This window comes from Paenibacillus sp. Marseille-Q9583, from assembly GCF_976954365.1.
Genome location: NZ_CDRJTB010000035.1, coordinates 1 through 16,254 on the forward strand (window position 1 = coordinate 1; position 16,254 = coordinate 16,254).

At 44.1% G+C, this 16,254-nt stretch carries 15 protein-coding genes; 4 read left to right on the forward strand and 11 right to left on the reverse strand.

All coding sequences use genetic code 11. The features are described from left to right. Positions 1-40: 40 nt before the first annotated feature. Complete coding sequence (locus ACWNM1_RS16805) at positions 41-943, reverse strand: ArsR/SmtB family transcription factor (RefSeq protein WP_449601808.1); 903 nt, start codon at positions 941-943, stop codon at positions 41-43. 884 nt (positions 944-1,827) lie between these two features. On the opposite strand from ACWNM1_RS16805, the gene ACWNM1_RS16810 reads away from it, so the two are divergent. Both ACWNM1_RS16810 and ACWNM1_RS16815 read left to right on the forward strand, forming a co-directional pair. Next, positions 1,828-2,121, forward strand: coding sequence for a GNAT family N-acetyltransferase (locus ACWNM1_RS16810; protein ID WP_449601809.1), 294 nt, complete (start codon positions 1,828-1,830; stop codon positions 2,119-2,121). A gap of 83 nt (positions 2,122-2,204) precedes the next feature. Then, complete coding sequence (locus tag ACWNM1_RS16815) at positions 2,205-3,050, forward strand: GNAT family N-acetyltransferase (RefSeq protein ID WP_449601810.1); 846 nt, start codon at positions 2,205-2,207, stop codon at positions 3,048-3,050. A 78-nt stretch (positions 3,051-3,128) separates the two neighbouring features. Here ACWNM1_RS16815 and ACWNM1_RS16820 read toward each other — a convergent pair whose 3' ends face one another. The 4 genes from ACWNM1_RS16820 to ACWNM1_RS16835 all read right to left on the reverse strand — a co-directional run bounded on the left by ACWNM1_RS16820 (position 3,129) and on the right by ACWNM1_RS16835 (position 5,850). Further along, positions 3,129-3,884, reverse strand: coding sequence for a hypothetical protein (locus ACWNM1_RS16820; protein WP_449601811.1), 756 nt, complete (start codon positions 3,882-3,884; stop codon positions 3,129-3,131). Between the two features lie 25 nt (positions 3,885-3,909). Continuing rightward, positions 3,910-4,362, reverse strand: coding sequence for a flavodoxin (locus ACWNM1_RS16825; protein ID WP_449601812.1), 453 nt, complete (start codon positions 4,360-4,362; stop codon positions 3,910-3,912). A 169-nt stretch (positions 4,363-4,531) separates the two neighbouring features. Further along, positions 4,532-4,897, reverse strand: a complete 366-nt coding sequence (locus tag ACWNM1_RS16830) for a VOC family protein (RefSeq protein ID WP_449601813.1) — start codon at positions 4,895-4,897, stop codon at positions 4,532-4,534. 92 nt (positions 4,898-4,989) lie between these two features. Next, on the reverse strand, positions 4,990-5,850 hold the full coding sequence (locus ACWNM1_RS16835) for a helix-turn-helix domain-containing protein (protein WP_449601814.1): 861 nt from the start codon (positions 5,848-5,850) through the stop codon (positions 4,990-4,992). A gap of 228 nt (positions 5,851-6,078) precedes the next feature. Here ACWNM1_RS16835 and ACWNM1_RS16840 point away from each other — a divergent pair, with 228 nt between their 5' ends. Together ACWNM1_RS16840 and ACWNM1_RS16845 are read left to right on the forward strand one after the other, a co-directional pair. Further along, complete coding sequence (locus tag ACWNM1_RS16840; RefSeq protein ID WP_449601815.1) at positions 6,079-6,942, forward strand: class I SAM-dependent methyltransferase; 864 nt, start codon at positions 6,079-6,081, stop codon at positions 6,940-6,942. Positions 6,943-6,945: 3 nt separating this feature from the next. Then, the gene (locus ACWNM1_RS16845) at positions 6,946-7,692 is read left to right on the forward strand and encodes an RluA family pseudouridine synthase (protein ID WP_449601816.1); all 747 of its coding nucleotides are present in this window, start codon (positions 6,946-6,948) and stop codon (positions 7,690-7,692) included. 43 nt (positions 7,693-7,735) lie between these two features. Here ACWNM1_RS16845 and ACWNM1_RS16850 read toward each other — a convergent pair whose 3' ends face one another. From ACWNM1_RS16850 to ACWNM1_RS16875, 6 genes are all read right to left on the reverse strand, one after another. After that, entirely contained in the window at positions 7,736-8,167 is a 432-nt protein-coding gene (locus ACWNM1_RS16850; RefSeq protein WP_234532054.1) for a MarR family winged helix-turn-helix transcriptional regulator, read from the reverse strand. A 204-nt stretch (positions 8,168-8,371) separates the two neighbouring features. Continuing rightward, positions 8,372-10,813 (reverse strand): DNA gyrase subunit A, encoded by a 2,442-nt coding sequence (gene gyrA / locus ACWNM1_RS16855; RefSeq protein ID WP_449601817.1) that lies wholly within the window; start codon positions 10,811-10,813, stop codon positions 8,372-8,374. Between the two features lie 253 nt (positions 10,814-11,066). Continuing rightward, a complete protein-coding gene (gene parE, locus ACWNM1_RS16860; protein WP_449601818.1) occupies positions 11,067-13,049 on the reverse strand; it encodes a DNA topoisomerase IV subunit B in 1,983 nt (660 codons plus the stop codon). 168 nt (positions 13,050-13,217) lie between these two features. Further along, positions 13,218-14,207, reverse strand: a complete 990-nt coding sequence (locus ACWNM1_RS16865; protein WP_449601819.1) for an ABC transporter permease — start codon at positions 14,205-14,207, stop codon at positions 13,218-13,220. Next, positions 14,200-15,180, reverse strand: a complete 981-nt coding sequence (locus ACWNM1_RS16870) for an ABC transporter ATP-binding protein (protein ID WP_449601820.1) — start codon at positions 15,178-15,180, stop codon at positions 14,200-14,202. Before ACWNM1_RS16870 ends, ACWNM1_RS16865 begins: the two co-directional genes overlap by 8 nt. Before the next feature lie 108 nt (positions 15,181-15,288). After that, positions 15,289-16,119, reverse strand: a complete 831-nt coding sequence (locus ACWNM1_RS16875; protein ID WP_449601821.1) for a GDSL-type esterase/lipase family protein — start codon at positions 16,117-16,119, stop codon at positions 15,289-15,291. Between the last annotated feature and the right edge of the window lie 135 nt (positions 16,120-16,254).

Below are 16,254 nucleotides of genomic sequence, written 5' to 3' on the forward strand. Positions count from 1 at the left end.
AGAATTCTGACTTTTAGATCGTTATTTTTTTGTGAAATGATTATTTCAAATAATCAAATAGCTGCTCATTCATCCGATGAATGCCTTCCAGACGCAGACTATATCCGGTGACATTCTCCCCTTCAATATAGGCATGAAGCAAACCTGCACAACGAAGATTAAAAAGATGATCGTGAACGATCCCCTTCGAGATTCCCGCATGCTTAACAATTTCGGTGAATGTTTTGCGACCACCGCTAAGAGCTTGGAGAATTTTCAGACGGCTTTTTTCACCCAAACTACGAATGGCTCTATACATAAAAGGTGAAATTTCTTCGTTCTCCATCGAAATCCAGGCCGCATAATGACAGATTGTTAGTTCACCGTAGCAATAGATGATATTAGCAGGCTGAAAATGATACTGTGGAATTAATACAAGCTTCTTAAGCCCATCAGTAGGCATGAAATAAAATCCGTTGGTCGTTTTGTTCACAAAATCAGCAGTTTCTAGTTCATTAAGCTCCATGTTCTTCAAATCCGTATGCTGCTGTAATTTACTTAGAATCGCAGGATTGCATTGACTAAAGTACTGGCGGTTCCATTCGGAGAGTAAAAATACTACGCGATTACGGTAATCCTCCATATGGCTTGGAAATACCTTTACATATTTTGATAAGGTCTCATATAACTCGCCAACTGTTAACCCTTCAATCCAGTTCAGCACACTGTCTACATCATCCTTGAATGGACAACAGTAAATGAGCAGATTCAACATTTTCCATTCATTGTTTAGTTCGGTTTCCTTCAGACGGGATAATAGTTCCTCGCTTAGGCTGCTTTCAATTTCAGTAACCCACGCTACCCCTAGGTCAATCTTCTTATAGGATTTTTTGCAGAGATAAGTATGTAAGCTATTCAATAACTCATAAATCGATCCAAATTCAACCTCAACCTTGTATTCCACAATGATTCCTCCTGCTAGCGGTTCTTTTCAGTAGTGAGATATTCTCTTAATCTTATTGTATTATCCTGAGAATACGCAAGCTACTTTATAAACGGGAGTGTATAAAAATTCATTGACTGCTGTTTGACTACTGTTTGAATGCAGAATTTATTTGCATCTCACTTTGATTTTGAGATTGCGAGAGTCTAAGCAAGGGAATTTCTACTCATATGCAGCAGAACATTACAGTGCGGCTCCATCGGTGAACACATACCCACACGAAGTTGCTATCGGGCACAGTAGACCTTATAAGCAGTATTCCCCCAATTTGGGGTTCTATCGGACTCCATAGGCGTTATTGGCATAGAAATCGCCTAATTTGTGCTTTTTCCTAAGGAATCGTTGCGATGGAGTCCGAAATTTTACTCAAACGGCTAAAAATTTGCAAATAACGTCATCTGAGCCCGAAAGCTCCAGTGGATGATTATGATAACAGGAGTTTTGGACACGCTGAGATCTCAAGGATTCCCATGAGTCCGGCTGTCCTGGATGTTCCTGCGTCAGAGTGCCGGGAATGTCTGGACCGGCTTGCGTATCCAGCACACTAGGTTGTCCAGAAATTCAAACCCTTCCACCTTCTCGGCTCACCAAAAGTCACTCGATCACGTCTGTCTCCTATCCCCATTCCGCAAAGCCAGACTACTTGCAGAACAAGCATTACAAAGCAACTGCCTTTAGTAACATGAGCGCATCATTCACACCAGTAATCCTAACTTCCTCGATAAATCCATCTATGGAACGCCATCAAATGTCCAGGGTGAGCAATCAATCTGCTTCGTTCCTCGCTTTTTGCAAATCGTGGTAGTAAAATATAGGCAATAACAATTTAGGAGTGAAGCCATAAGATGCAAATTCAAAATGGAACAGGACGTTTTTTTGTCGCGAATGACGGTAAGGACCTTGCCGAGATCACATACAGTTTGGACAAAGATGCCGGTGAATTGGTCATTGACCACACTTGTGTCTCCGAGGAACTGCGCGGTCAAGGTACCGGTGAAGAACTTGTACGGGCTGTTGTAGATAAGGCTCGAAATGAAAATTTGAAAATTGTTCCTGTGTGCTCCTATGCAGCTCATCAATTTGAGAAGCATCCGGAGTATAAGGATGTGCTGAGCGGGAACACAGGCGAGCGAGACTGATCTCCGTTCCCGTTTCCGTGAAGCTTTATTAACCTATTCGAACTAATACACTTAGTTCAAATACACTTTAGGAGGAAACGGGTTTGACTACTACTGATACTTTGAGAAATATAGAGGAATTACAAGAACGCTGTGAGCAATATGATGGAATTTCACTGAAATTGAATTGGGATATGCTTCGCCAGCCATCAAGCGTAGGAGATACGGAATGGCTCGTGACTTATGAAGATGATTTACTCGTCGGCTTCTTAGGACTTTATGGATTTGGAAGCGATATGGAGGTCTGTGGCATGGTTCGACCAGGCTACCGCCGACGGGGCATTTTCACCTCACTGTGGAACCGAGCGCAAACTATTATCAAACGAGGCAATGTTGATACCCTACTTCTAAACGCTCCCGCTGCCTCGTCATCTGGTGCAGCATTCCTTCAAACACTACCACTACAGTTTAATCACGCGGAATACCAAATGAAATGGGGCGGAAATTCGGTTGCTTCTTCTGAAGCAAGCTCAGCCACAGGGACTGTGATCTTACGCCCTGCTCGTGAAGACGAAGCCCCAATTCTCGTTGAGCTGGATTGTGGAGGCTTTGACATAAAGACAGAAGATGCTGCCGAACTCTATGACCTGCAGAAACAGGAAGGCCTGCAAGAACATATTATGATCGAAATGGACGGACAACCTGTTGGTAAAATGCGGCTGTGGACCGAAGATAATGAAACCTGGATTTATGGATTTACTGTCAGCAAGAAGCTACGGGGGCTAGGCATTGGACGAAGTGCACTTCTTCAAACGATCGAACGAGAACGTAAAAACTATAATGGAATTAATCTCGAGGTCGCTCTAGATAATCCCAATGCGCTCAAGCTATATGAAAGCTGTGGCTTTATCATTCAGAATAAACAGGATTATTACCGTTATATCGGCTAATCCATAGAATTAAAGCCTCCTGTCTAATGGGCGTTCTCGCCTGTAGAGCGGGAGGCTTTATTTTATTATTAGGAGTAATCACATGAGCCCAAAGCCTCCAACATTAGCTTCGCCTCTATCATTTCTACGGTCACTACAGTTTAATGAGCCATCAGCGTGCACGTCCTGCTCCAGAAATACAGATAACAATCGAACATAATCCAAAGACTCCTTATACGGGACTGCATTTCCCTTGTAAGAGTATTTACGCCCCTCTAGCAAGGAGTAGATTTCCACGGTCTCAGCAGGTTCACCGTAAGCCGCATAACAAAAGACGTTAGTCATATGCAAAAAGCCCGTAATAGTATCCTCATTGCCATTCACCATAAATTTCTGAATGTTCAGGCTTCGACCATTCTGAGTAGAATTCCAAGCTAATTGAGTAATCATCGAAAGCTCCAAGCTCAGCTCCGGGACTGGCACATACCACTGCTCGTATAGCATTACCGGAATTTCCAGTAAATGATTGGCCGAAACGATACGCATTAATTCATCCGCTATACTCGTCTTGATATCCCAATATTGCAGTAATGAAGGAAAAGCATCCCCCCTAGGTGGCCAACGACGCTCTAACAGAAATTGTATCGGTGTCTCCCTTCGAACCTGAGGCAGCAAACTATAAAAGTCGTTAAGTGTATGCCCTACAGCATATTGAACTTGCTGGCGCCAGCGTGGGAGCCCGGTCGCTGGAGCTCCGCTTGATAAATTCTCGGCCCCTCCAAGCATAATGTGCTCCACTCGATAATCATGCAGTCGTTTATATGGAGGCGTATGTAAATCCACTTGTTTCTTCATCCAACTTCCCGCTGGCCCGCCCATCCTATGATGCCACCATACAAGCTTCGATAAATTGACGACCGAATTGACGGCAAGCTTCTTTTTCAGCAGCGTTCGGGCCATATTCAATCTTAAGACTATCCTGTAATATCAAAGCTCCACGTTCCTTTAACTTCTCCACGAATAAGTCCACGGCTCCACAATAAATCGCGTAACCTGTGTCTCCACTGCCAAAAACTGCTGATTTCATAGCGGTCAAATCAAGCTCATCCATCTCCTCATAGAAATCAAGAGCTTCATCAGGCAGCTCACCATCTCCCCAAGTGTATGCTCCTAACAGAACGCCTTCATATGAATTTATCTCAACCGCGTTACATTCAGTGACCGATTTCAAAACGGCTTCACCGCCTGCTTGGCGTATTCCCTCTACAATTAATTCTGCCATTTCCTCAGTGTTTCCAGTTAGACTGGCGTATGCCACTAGCACTTTAGTCATCTTTCTGTTCCTCCCGTTACTAAACATAAAATTTAAATGATGTGTGCTTCACCTTCATTTTATTTGATAATGATTATCATTGTCAAATAGATAAAATAAAAAAAACGCAAACTCCCGTTTATTCACACGGTTGATGTTTGCGTTCAATCCCTTTTTTGTTCGAAATTATTTAGTATGCTCCTTCGAGCAAGGTAATGTGATTACCATCTGGATCGCGGAAATTCATTTCTTTCCCGCCATACGCCATCGTAACCGGTGGCTGACAATCCAGTCCCTTAGCCTTTAACTGCTCGTACGTCTCATCGAGATTATCGCAGCCGAATACTAAATTAACAAAGCCAGTCGTGAGCTTTTCCCATTTCGTCTCATCCCAAATGATGATTCCAGGCTGCTTCTTGTCGAATCCAATCTTTGCGCCATCAAAATTGCCGTAGCCTTCGAACGGAATTGAAACCCCTAGCACCTCCGAATAAAATGCAGCCAATGCAGCAGTATCCTTAGTGTAGATGTTAGTACCTTCAAAAGACGAAATCATAATTTGTCCCCTTTCATTCTCATCATCATAGTGCCCGTTTCTTACTTGAGTTTAACAAGGCTAGCACCCTTTGTATTGCAAAATTGCGACATTTATCTGCCCGCATAGACTAAAGCCTCAAGTGGTGTTCTTCCTGCATATTTCTTGAAACTGTTTATAAAATGAGGCTGGTGGCTGAATCCATACGTAAAAATAAGATCCTGCATATTCTTCGTCTGTACAGGCAGTTGATACATTTCAAGCCATACATTCTGAAATCGCACAAGGTCAGCTGTTTTTTTAGGTGATACACCTATGTATTCTTGAAAAAGTCTTTCGAGTTGGCGTCGGCTTAGATTAGAGCTGGATTCCAAATCCTCAGCTGTTACCACACCCTTTTGATTAATAAGGGTATAAATTGCATTCATCATCCGATCATTAGTCCGTCCACCACGCTCAAGACGCTGAAAAAGATAAGCCTCAGCTGCCGCTATCCTTTCATTCATAGAATTTGCTTGTTCCAGCAGAAGTCCTAGCTCTTTTTTAAAAGTACAAAAGTATTGGTCCACATCTACAAATGCATTCAGGACATCCCGGAGATGGTCATCAACAAAAAAATGAACGGCCCAGAAATGAAATCGGATACCAAAGGTTGAGATCATACCTTCCCCTCTGTCTGAAGGGACTTCAAAAGGAGCATCATTGATGCCGGAAAAAACGGTAGTTGTTAAGCCTGTCGATTCATTCAGATTCCAAATAATGTCCATGCATGTATCTGGAATAATTGTTTCCATTCGAGTTTTGTAATCAGATGCCTTGTCCACTACGTGAACGGATGCCTCTGTAGGAATACGCGGTGTAACAGAACCCCAGAAACAGCGAATATATGGCTGCAAAGCTTGACTGGGTAGAAATTCACTAGTTTGTGCTGGATTTGCAGTTATCGGGAAATAAAGAGGCGCAAGATTGAACATAAGCTGCTATTCTCCGATCATAAATATTGTAAAGACTCTGATATCTGATCATACACAATCATTGCTTGATCTGCCAGAATAATAGCTGTGATCATGGAAATATTATACACATAATCTTCATTGGATAAAATAAGTAGAGTGTTGGGCTTGTGCGTATTTTGTTTGTAGCTATATGGTGAAATGATGTACAATAAAGGCTAAATGAATTTTTGAAGGATGGATTAAAAAATGTATATAGCTAGCGACTGGAAAGACTATGAAGTAATTGACACTGGCGGTGGAGAGAAGCTTGAACGTTGGGGTGATATTATCCTGCGCCGTCCTGATCCACAAATTATTTGGCCACTCTCCAATGAGACAGCGAAATGGCATGATGTACACGGTCATTATCACCGGTCCTCAGCTGGTGGTGGACAATGGGAAATGAAGAAAACAATTCCGGATGATTGGAAAATTAGTTACGGAAAATTAAAATTCCATTTGCGTCCTACAAATTTTAAGCATACAGGGTTATTCCCTGAACAAGCAGCCAATTGGAGCTGGATGATGGACAAGATTGCGGCTGCTAACCGTCCGATCTCTGTACTGAATCTATTTGCTTACACTGGTGGAGCTACTGTAGCCGCAGCAAGTGCCGGCGCTTCTGTTGTTCACGTGGATGCAGCCAAAGGAATGGTGCAATGGGCCAAAGAAAATGTCCAGCTGTCCGGTCTGGGCGAGCGTCCAGTTCGCTACATCACGGATGACGTATTCAAATTCGTACAACGTGAACAACGTCGTGGTAGTAAGTATGATGCGATTATTATGGACCCGCCTTCCTATGGAAGAGGACCTGGCGGAGAAATGTGGAAGCTGGAATCCAGCTTATATCCATTCCTTGAGAGCTGTATGCAAATTATGAGCGACAAACCTTTGTTTATGCTAATCAATTCATACACCACTGGGATTTCTCCAACTGTCCTACGTAATATGTTGTCGATGACCATGGGTAAACGTTATGGCGGGAAGCTCACCTCTGGTGAAATCGGTCTTCCGATCACTTCCTCCGGCATGAACCTGCCATGCGGTATTCTGGGACGCTGGGAGGCGTAAGCCATGACACAGCATTTATCTGGAAGCAACGAGCCGCTGGACGGAATGTCGAAGCGCTTTGAAGTGTTATACGAAGATAATCATCTTCTAGGCATAGTGAAGCCCGTGAATATTCCTGTTCAGGAGGATGCTACTGGAGATCCTGATCTGCTCAACCTGCTCAAAGAAGATGTGAAGGAACGCTTTAACAAGCCTGGCAACGTCTATATGGGGCTAGTCCACCGCTTGGATCGTCCGGTTGGGGGTGCAATGATCTTTGCCAAGTCATCAAAAGCAGCCTCAAGACTATCCGAGTGTGTCAGAACTCACAGCTTTCATAAGGTGTACTTAACGGTCGTGCACGGTAAACCACCAGCATCTCATGGCCGTCTTACCGATACGCTGCTTAAAGACGCCAAGAGCAATACCGTCACTGTCGTCCGGAAAGGAACACCCGGCGGTAAGGAAGCCATTCTGGATTACACAGTACTTGGCAGCGCTGAGGGTTACAGCCTGCTCAAGATCGATTTACTTACCGGTCGTTCACATCAAATTCGAGTGCAGCTTAGCTCCATCGGCTGCCCCTTATACGGTGATCAGAAGTATGGGGCTTCGGTGAACAGACCTGGACAGCAAATTGCACTGTGGTCTGCACTTGTAGGCTTTCCCCACCCTGTTACTAAAGAAGAAGTAGAACTTATTTCCCTGCCCCCGCAAACCCATCCTTGGGATTTGTGGTCTAAGGAATTACAAAAGAAGGCTATCCGTTAATGGATGGCCTTCTTTTTTTTGAAATAAGTGTTGTTGTATATATTCATGGTGTAGAACCTTCCGGTGTAGTTGTAACAACCATTTTGCCCATTAAATAGAGTAGTAGCTGTTGGTTATGAGAGGATATCGGATCAAGCGCTTCTGCAAAAAAATCACTACGGATCTTCAAACCACGTACAGTCTCCTGCGTTCCAATTTCCGTTATACTCACCCATACAATACGGCGATCCGCAGCATCTCTCTCCCGAATGATAAGCCCATTTTTCTCCATCCGATCAAGTAACATAGTAACCGCTGCAGGACTGGTCGCCAGATGTGGAGCCAGATCAGAAGGCTTCATGGCATCACGTTCCTGAAGCAGTTCAAGTACAGTGAGTTGGGCATCCGTTAGCGATGGGGCAAGATTACTGTCCATATGTAGTTTGTAATCTTTTAAAATTTTATGCCAAATTTTACTGAATTCAGAAGCGTGCACACTGATTCCTTCCTTTCCTTGCGGTTCTATCCGGTATAACTACATTTTCGCGAAACAAATTCCATTTCCTGCAAAAGAAGAAAAATAAATCTTCTAAACTGATAAGCGAGAAAATTAAAAAAAGGCACTTAGTCAGTTCTCAAGAAGAATTGACTAAGCACCTTGATAAGTTATTTTACCAAATCTGTTTATTACTAGTTTGTTTTACTTAACTGCTGGGAAAAGATGAACAATCTCATCCTTTTTCTCCACAGGAACAATCTGTTTGCCTGTAGAACGACGCTCTCCAAGTGGTGCAGATTCAGAAGAGAATGTGTGATGTGCATTCTCCCGTGTAATTGCATTAAGTTCCAGCGGTTCTCTGCAATAGAAAGCCCCTGCTAATTTACTGCCATTTGGTCGTACTCGCTTGCCTTCCTTAAATTCAAAGGTTGGCATCCCTTTGCCACCGCGGCTTTGAGATGGATAATCCACTAGTAATGAACGTTTCGCATATCCGATATCGGAGATAGAAAGGATCTCACCTTCATCTTCACTGACCCAGAAGCAAGAAATCACATCATCGCCCTCACGAAGCTGAATGCCTCTTACACCGGATGCAACACGGCCCATAGGATTAACTTCATTCTCATGGAATCTAATACTCATTCCTTCACGAGTCACGAGTACAATGTCCTTGTCATTCGTACTAGTAGCCACTGTGATGATCTCATCACCGTCTGCTACCTTACAGGCTGCTACGGCTCCAGAGCGGCTTGTAGAGTATTCCTTGAGCTCTGTACGCTTAACCTGACCTCTGCGGGTGATAAACACGAGGCTTTGCTGCGGATCATCAAGATTATTGACCGGAATCACGCTAATGATTCCATCCCCTTTAGACAATCCGATAACGTTAACAATCGCAGTACCTGGTTCTTTCCATTTAAACTCTGGAATCTGGTGAACCGGAAGTAAGAAGTACTGCCCCTTGCGCGTAAATACCAGCAGACTGTCACGGGTATTCACATCGAGCAGCTTAACGATATGATCGCCTTCTTTTACGCCTGATGTATGACGTTCCCCACCAGAGCGGGTAAAGGAAAGCATACTTGTACGCTTAATATAACCGTCTGCGGAAAGTGCTACTAACACATCCTCTGCGTTGACCAGCGCTTCAAGGCTAACCTTAAGCTCCTCAACTTCGCCTTGGATCAGCGAACGGCGATCGATCCCGTATTTATCACGGATCTCCAGCAATTCCTTACGGATTACAGCTACGAGCTTCTTGTCACTTTCCAAAATGCCACGCAGATGTGTAATCTTTGCCATCATTTCATCCAATTCTTTTTGGAGTGAAGTAATCTCCAAATTCGTCAGACGATACAATTGTAAGGTAAGAATAGAATCCGCTTGACGTTCACTGAACCCGAACATCCACACGAGATTGTTCTGAGCATCCTGACGGTTCTTCGATGCTTTGATGGCCGCGATGACCTCATCCAGAATATTCAGCGCCTTTACCAAGCCTTCTAAGACATGAGCACGGTCTTCTGCGCGTTCCAGATCAAATTGGGTGCGATGAGTCACTACTTCACGCTGATGCGCGATATAAGCCTCCAGGATGGCTTTAAGACCAAGCTGTTGCGGAGCCTTGTTGACGATCGCCACCATATTGAAGTTATAGGTGATTTGAAGATCGGTTTTTTTGAGCAGATACGCCAAAACGCCTTGGGCATCCGCTTCTTTCTTGAGTTCCACTACAATCCGAAGTCCTTCTCGTCCACTCTCATCACGAACTTCAGCAATGCCATCGATCTTCTTCTCTAATCGAATATTCTCCATGGAGGTAACTAGTCGTGATTTTACAATCTGGAATGGAACTTCCGTAATCACGATTTGTTGCTTGCCGCCACGCATATTTTCAATTTCAGTCTTGGAGCGTAAATAAATACGGCCTTTACCAGTCCGGTAAGCATCCATGATGCCATCTCCGCCCATAATAGTGCCGCCTGTTGGGAAATCCGGACCTTTCATAAAGGTCATGATATCTTCAAGTTCAATATCCGGCTTCTGCATCACTGCGATACAAGCATCAATAACCTCACGTAGGTTATGTGGCGGAATCTCAGTGGCAAAACCTGCGGAAATCCCACTTGTGCCATTTACGAGTAGATTCGGATACCGGGAAGGAACAACCACAGGTTCTTTGGCTGTATTGTCAAAGTTGTCCTTAAACAGCACCGTCCGCTTCTCGATATCACGCATCATCTCCATTGCAATCGGAGATAAGCGCGCTTCTGTATAACGCATTGCCGCAGCTGGGTCATCGTCCATCGAGCCCCAGTTGCCATGACCGTCAACAAGAACATGCCCCATCTTCCATGGCTGTGCCATACGAACCATACCGTCGTAAATCGAGGAGTCACCATGTGGATGGTAATTACCCATTACATCCCCGACGGTTTTGGCTGACTTGCGGTACGGCTTGTCAGGCGTGTTGCCAGAATCGTACATCGCATAAAGAATACGGCGTTGTACAGGCTTAAGTCCATCGCGGACATCGGGAATCGCCCGGTCCTGAATAATATATTTGGAATACCGACCAAAGCGGTCACCGACGACCTCTTCCAGAAAAGCCGGCAAAAATTGTTCTGATAAACTACTCACTTGGCTCACCTTCTGTTCCTCAAACTGCCCGTTTTAAAATAGTGTGGTAATTCTCATGAACACTCCAGGGATTTTTGGACTTCCGGCCGCTGTTGTCTCCAGATTTCTTTGATTATACCGCTAATGCGGATAAAATCCGGAGACAAAGGCGGGCGCTATCGCTCCTACAGTTCCAAAAGTCCCCAACGTTCCAAGAATCACCAAGCTTTTTGAAAATCGGGATTATCGTCACTTGCAGCACTACTAACTGCAACTACTCTACAATTTCAGTGAAATCGACATTCTCAACAATCCAACGTTTACGCGGATCGACTTTATCACCCATCAGTGTAGAAACGCGACGCTCAGCCTTAGCAGCATCCTCAATCTGCACCTGAAGCAGTGTACGCGATTCTGGATTCATCGTTGTTTCCCACAGCTGATCAGGGTTCATCTCACCCAATCCTTTATAACGCTGAAGCTCGAAGTTTTTGCCGAATTCCTTTAAGTAATTTTGCAGTTCTTCATCACTCCATGCATACCTTACGGTCTCCAGCTTGCCCGTTTTGCGGGTCAGCTTATAAAGCGGAGGCTGAGCAATAAAAACCTTTCCGGCATCTATTAACGGCTTCATATAACGATAGAAAAATGTCAGCAGCAGCACCTGAATATGCGCTCCATCTGTATCCGCATCGGTCATAATGATAATTTTGGAATAATTGCTGTCTTCGACGGTAAAATCCGGACCAATTCCTGCACCAATCGTGGAAATGATCGCTTTATATTCATCGTTCTTCAGGATATCCAGCAGCTTGGCTTTTTCCGGATTCATCGGTTTCCCTTTTAGCGGCAAGATCGCCTGAATCTTTGAATCACGGCCTTGCTTCGCTGAGCCACCAGCTGAATCACCTTCTACGATAAACAGCTCAGTTCGTGTAACGTCCTTAGACTGCGCAGGTGATAATTTTCCGCCAAGATTCGAGCTCTCGCTACGTTTCTTACCTGTACGGATTTCATCGCGGGCTTTGCGAGCCGCTTCCCGAGCCTTCGAGGCCTGAATTGATTTTTTCAGAAGGCTCTGTGCTACCTGTGGGTTTTCTTCCAGGAAACGAGCCATATTCTCAGATACGATATAGTCTACTGCACTACGAGCAGAAGCACTACCTAGCTGATCCTTCGTCTGTCCAACAAATTCAACCTCGGACATTTTGACACTAATGACAGCCATCATACCTTCGCGCAAATCATTTCCTTCTAAATTCTTATCCTTTTCTTTAAGCAACTGTGTACGTCGGGCATAATCATTCAACACACGAGTATACGCGGTCTTAAAGCCTGTCTCATGAGTACCGCCGCTACGAGTAGGAATGGAGTTAACGAAGGAAGCCAAGGTTTCTGTATAGCCTCCATTGTACTGAAGGGCTACTTCCACTTCGATATCGTCCTTTTCAGCGCTGAAGTGAATAACATCATGTAGAACATCCTTGCCCTCATTCAGGAACTGTACGAATTGGCTTGCTCCACCCTCGTAAAAGAACTCGTCCTGACGATTGCTCCGCTCATCATGCAGCGTAATACGCAGACCGGAATTCAGAAAGGCAATCTCCTGTACTCGCTCTGCCAGCGTATCATAATTCAGGGCAATTCCATTTGGAAAGACGCGAATATCCGGTTTAAAAGTAATTTTCGAACCGGTTTTGTTGGTGTTGCCCAGAACTTCAAGGCCCGTTACTGGTTCGCCAACATGCTCTTTCCCCTTCTTGTCCACCCAATATTCAAAACGTTGACGATGAATTTTGCCTTCACGATAAATCTCTACTTCAAGCCATTCAGACAAAGCATTCGTTACTGAAGCCCCTACGCCATGCAAACCGCCTGATTTCTTGTAACCAGATCCACCGAATTTACCGCCTGCATGCAAAATTGTAAATACAACTTGGGGCGTTGGCACTCCTGTCTTATGCATTCCAGTTGGAATCCCACGACCATTGTCCGTCACCGTTACTGAGCCATCTTTGCGAAGTAGTAAGTCAATCTTCGTACAATACTTGGCTAAATGCTCATCCACAGCATTATCTACAATTTCCCATACTAGATGATGTAGTCCCGAAGAACTTGTACTGCCGATATACATGCCAGGTCGTTTGCGTACTGCAACCAGACCTTCGAGCACTTGAATGTCGTCAGCATCGTATCCAGTACGGCTATTCTCGCCGTTATTAGAAACTTCAGCAAACATATCGATCTGTTCGAGCATTCATGCTCCTCCTTCTTTTCTCTATACTCAAGCATTAACGCCTTCGGCGTCCTTATAAAGACGGTAAGCCTTTAAGCGAGAAATATAAGACATACAGTATAAGTGCAAAACTTATACTTTCTTATATCTCTAGAAATGCAAACAAACGTTTTCGTCACTTTGTACATTCTAATTCAAAATATCCCTTTTCGTAAAGACGGCGAATGAAATGATCACCGAAGCAGCCCCCCATACAGCCAGTACAGCCATGGAAAATGACAAGGACATCCCCTCTATGGGTGCGGGAGTTCCTGACAAATAACCGGTCAGTCCAAGATTTACCATAAATAAATATTTCGCTGTTGTCCAGGCTGAAGCCATATTAGTCAGAATATTTCCAGCGATCAGCGCTGCCATCATGACCACTATACTAGCAGCAGTGCTCCTTACAAGTACAGAGATCATAAAAGCAAGCAGGGCAACTACGACACTTACGAACCAGACCAATCCACCTTGCATAAGCATATATTTCCACTGTGGTACTGCATGCACAGTAGACATATCCACCGAGTCTCCACTGATCTTAAAGCCTGTAAAGACAGGGATATTAAAGCCCTTATATCCAAAAGCAAGACCAGAGATAAGGTAGCTGATCAAAAATGTGGAGAGTACAATAAGCGAGACAAACATAAGCAGTGCCGCCAATTTGCTAAACAAAACTTTCCAACGCTTAACTGGCCTTGTCAGCAGCATTTTGATTGTCCCTGTAGTTCGCTCCGCAGAAACTAAATCCGAGGCTACCGCCATAATGAGCAGCGGAATAAATAAAGTAACGGAATTATCCATAAACTCACGGGTAAAGGTAACGCCACTTGGCTCGTTCGGATTCACATCATGGTGAAGGTAGTACTGAAGCTGCTGTACAAATATTCGCCGATAAGTCTTCCATTCCTCTGGAATTCGGTCGCTACCCAAAGAATTTTGATTATCAATGATCTGCTGCTGGATCTCCAGGCGCCAATCGGAGTTGAATTTCTCTCGGCTACGCTCAGCTGAGCGCATTTGAGCGTAGGTGAACATAGGCACCAGTACAATCAGAATCAGCAGTATAACATAAAACCGTTTCTTTTTTATGATTTTTAAACATTCATTACGGATTAGCGGAAGCATATTATTCAACGTTCTCACCCTCCGTTAGTTTCAAGAATAGCTGTTCCAGTGTCGGATTGATTTTATGCACAGCCCTAACTTCGATTTCAGCAGTCACCATAACAGCCACGATCTCGGGGATCAAATCCTGCTCCATAATTGTGATTAAAGAATTCGGGCCCATACCTGCAATTATTGAATCATCCAAGGTAACGTCTTCCAGATTCTGAATCTGAATATCTGGGCGATCAGCCAGTAATCCCTTAGCTTCAGCAAAAGGCTCCAGCTCCCAAAGTACATACGGAGAATTTCGAGCGATCAGCTCATCTACCGCACCCACTGCAAGTACTCGCCCTTTACTAATAATCGCAACACGGTCGCAGAGAAGCTGGATTTCACTAAGTAAATGACTCGATACAAATACCGCTAAACCCTCATCTGCTAGTTTGCGTATAAATTCTCGCAGCTCCTTAATTCCCTTTGGATCTAAGCCATTTGTAGGCTCGTCCAGAATAAGCAGACGCGGACGTCCCAGAAGAGCCTGCGCTATACCAAGTCGTTGTCTCATCCCAAGCGAATATGTACTTACCTTATCATGGATTCGTTGATCCAACCGAACGATATCTACGACTTCACTAATACGTTCATTATCTATACCTGGCTGCATTCGGGCAAAATGCTGTAAATTCTCCCATCCCGTCAAATAGGTATATACCTCAGGATTCTCAACGATAGAGCCGACAAATTGCAACGCTTTTTCCGGATTTCGGTTCACATTGTAACCACATACCGTAATCTTGCCCTCGCTTGGACGAATCAAATCGACAAGCATTCTAATCGTAGTTGTCTTCCCAGCTCCATTGGGTCCGAGGAAGCCAAAAATTTCTCCTTCTCTCACATCAAACGTAACATCATCTATAATCCACTTTCGCCCTATTTTTTTCCGTACCCCGTCTACAGACAAGACGACCGGGCTGGAATCTCCACTGTTCGCTTTTGTCATATTCTCCTTAGCTCCTTGTTACTGTCATTTCCTCGGCTAGTACTTGCTCAAAGGATATTTTATCTAATACCAATCATCTTTCTTAGAAAGCTGGCTCTCACTTCTGTTCTAGTGTATAGCCTGAATGAATCGCTCTCCAATTCGTTGATAGCCATCCCCATTCGGATGAAAATGATCCGTTGATAAGTATTTGTCCAAATGCTTGTTAAACAAGTCGAAGGTTGGAACCAATGTCATATTGCTGTGCTTATTAATAATATCCATTGCCGCATTATTCCACTTCGCAACCGCCTGATTACCTGGTACAAGTAGATCTGGTATATCACCAAAGGGATTGTATAACCCCATATAATAAATTTGAGCGTTTGGATTGATTTCCGTGATTTTCTCCAGAATCTTACCTAATCTTTCTACTGCTTCCGGAAGGGCTGCAAGCAAAGACTCTGGAGTCAGCTCTTGATCAGTCGTGGATTCACTTTGAAGTGCGCCACTATTCTGCAAAATATTGGAGTCCTTGAATAAATCATTCCCTCCGATCGAGAGCAGAATGACATTCGCCATATGCAGCGCGTAATCTACACCATCTTCATCCAGCTTGCTTTGCAGTCCTGCAGTTGTTAAACCATTAATTCCCATATTACCTAGTAAATCAACTTCGACACCTTTAGCGGATAAACCACTAACCGTACGCTTAACAAATCCTTCTCCGGTGTTATCACCAGTTCCCTTGGCTAGCGAATCTCCGAGAGCAACAACTTTGAGCTTCTTAACCGTCTCCGTCGCTGGAGCGGCTGTTTGCTGAGGTAAGTTGGTCCCTGACGCTTCTCCAACCGGATAGATGATGTCTCTGACCGCACAAACTAAACCTACAATTAGAATTATTGTTGTTACTATGGAAATCAGGCTGACCGTGCGCCATGTCCACTTTGAATCATTCAAAGCTATCCCTCCGTGTGCCGTTCTATTATGTATTGTTCCACATTTTACAAAGATCTTAACTATGTACATAAACATAAATCTTCCATACCGGTTTTGCAAATGTCTACAATAGAAAAAAATCCAGCTACTCCGCTT

Coding starts and splice junctions, on each gene's coding strand:
- ACWNM1_RS16820 (WP_449601811.1), bottom strand. CDS start 3,884: ATGAAGAAACAAGTGGATTTACATACGCCTCCATATAAACGACTGCAT.
- ACWNM1_RS16825 (WP_449601812.1), bottom strand. CDS start 4,362: ATGACTAAAGTGCTAGTGGCATACGCCAGTCTAACTGGAAACACTGAG.
- ACWNM1_RS16810 (WP_449601809.1), top strand. CDS start 1,828: ATGCAAATTCAAAATGGAACAGGACGTTTTTTTGTCGCGAATGACGGT.
- ACWNM1_RS16840 (WP_449601815.1), top strand. CDS start 6,079: ATGTATATAGCTAGCGACTGGAAAGACTATGAAGTAATTGACACTGGC.
- ACWNM1_RS16835 (WP_449601814.1), bottom strand. CDS start 5,850: ATGTTCAATCTTGCGCCTCTTTATTTCCCGATAACTGCAAATCCAGCA.
- ACWNM1_RS16845 (WP_449601816.1), top strand. CDS start 6,946: ATGACACAGCATTTATCTGGAAGCAACGAGCCGCTGGACGGAATGTCG.
- ACWNM1_RS16870 (WP_449601820.1), bottom strand. CDS start 15,180: ATGACAAAAGCGAACAGTGGAGATTCCAGCCCGGTCGTCTTGTCTGTA.
- ACWNM1_RS16830 (WP_449601813.1), bottom strand. CDS start 4,897: ATGATTTCGTCTTTTGAAGGTACTAACATCTACACTAAGGATACTGCT.
- parE (WP_449601818.1), bottom strand. CDS start 13,049: ATGCTCGAACAGATCGATATGTTTGCTGAAGTTTCTAATAACGGCGAG.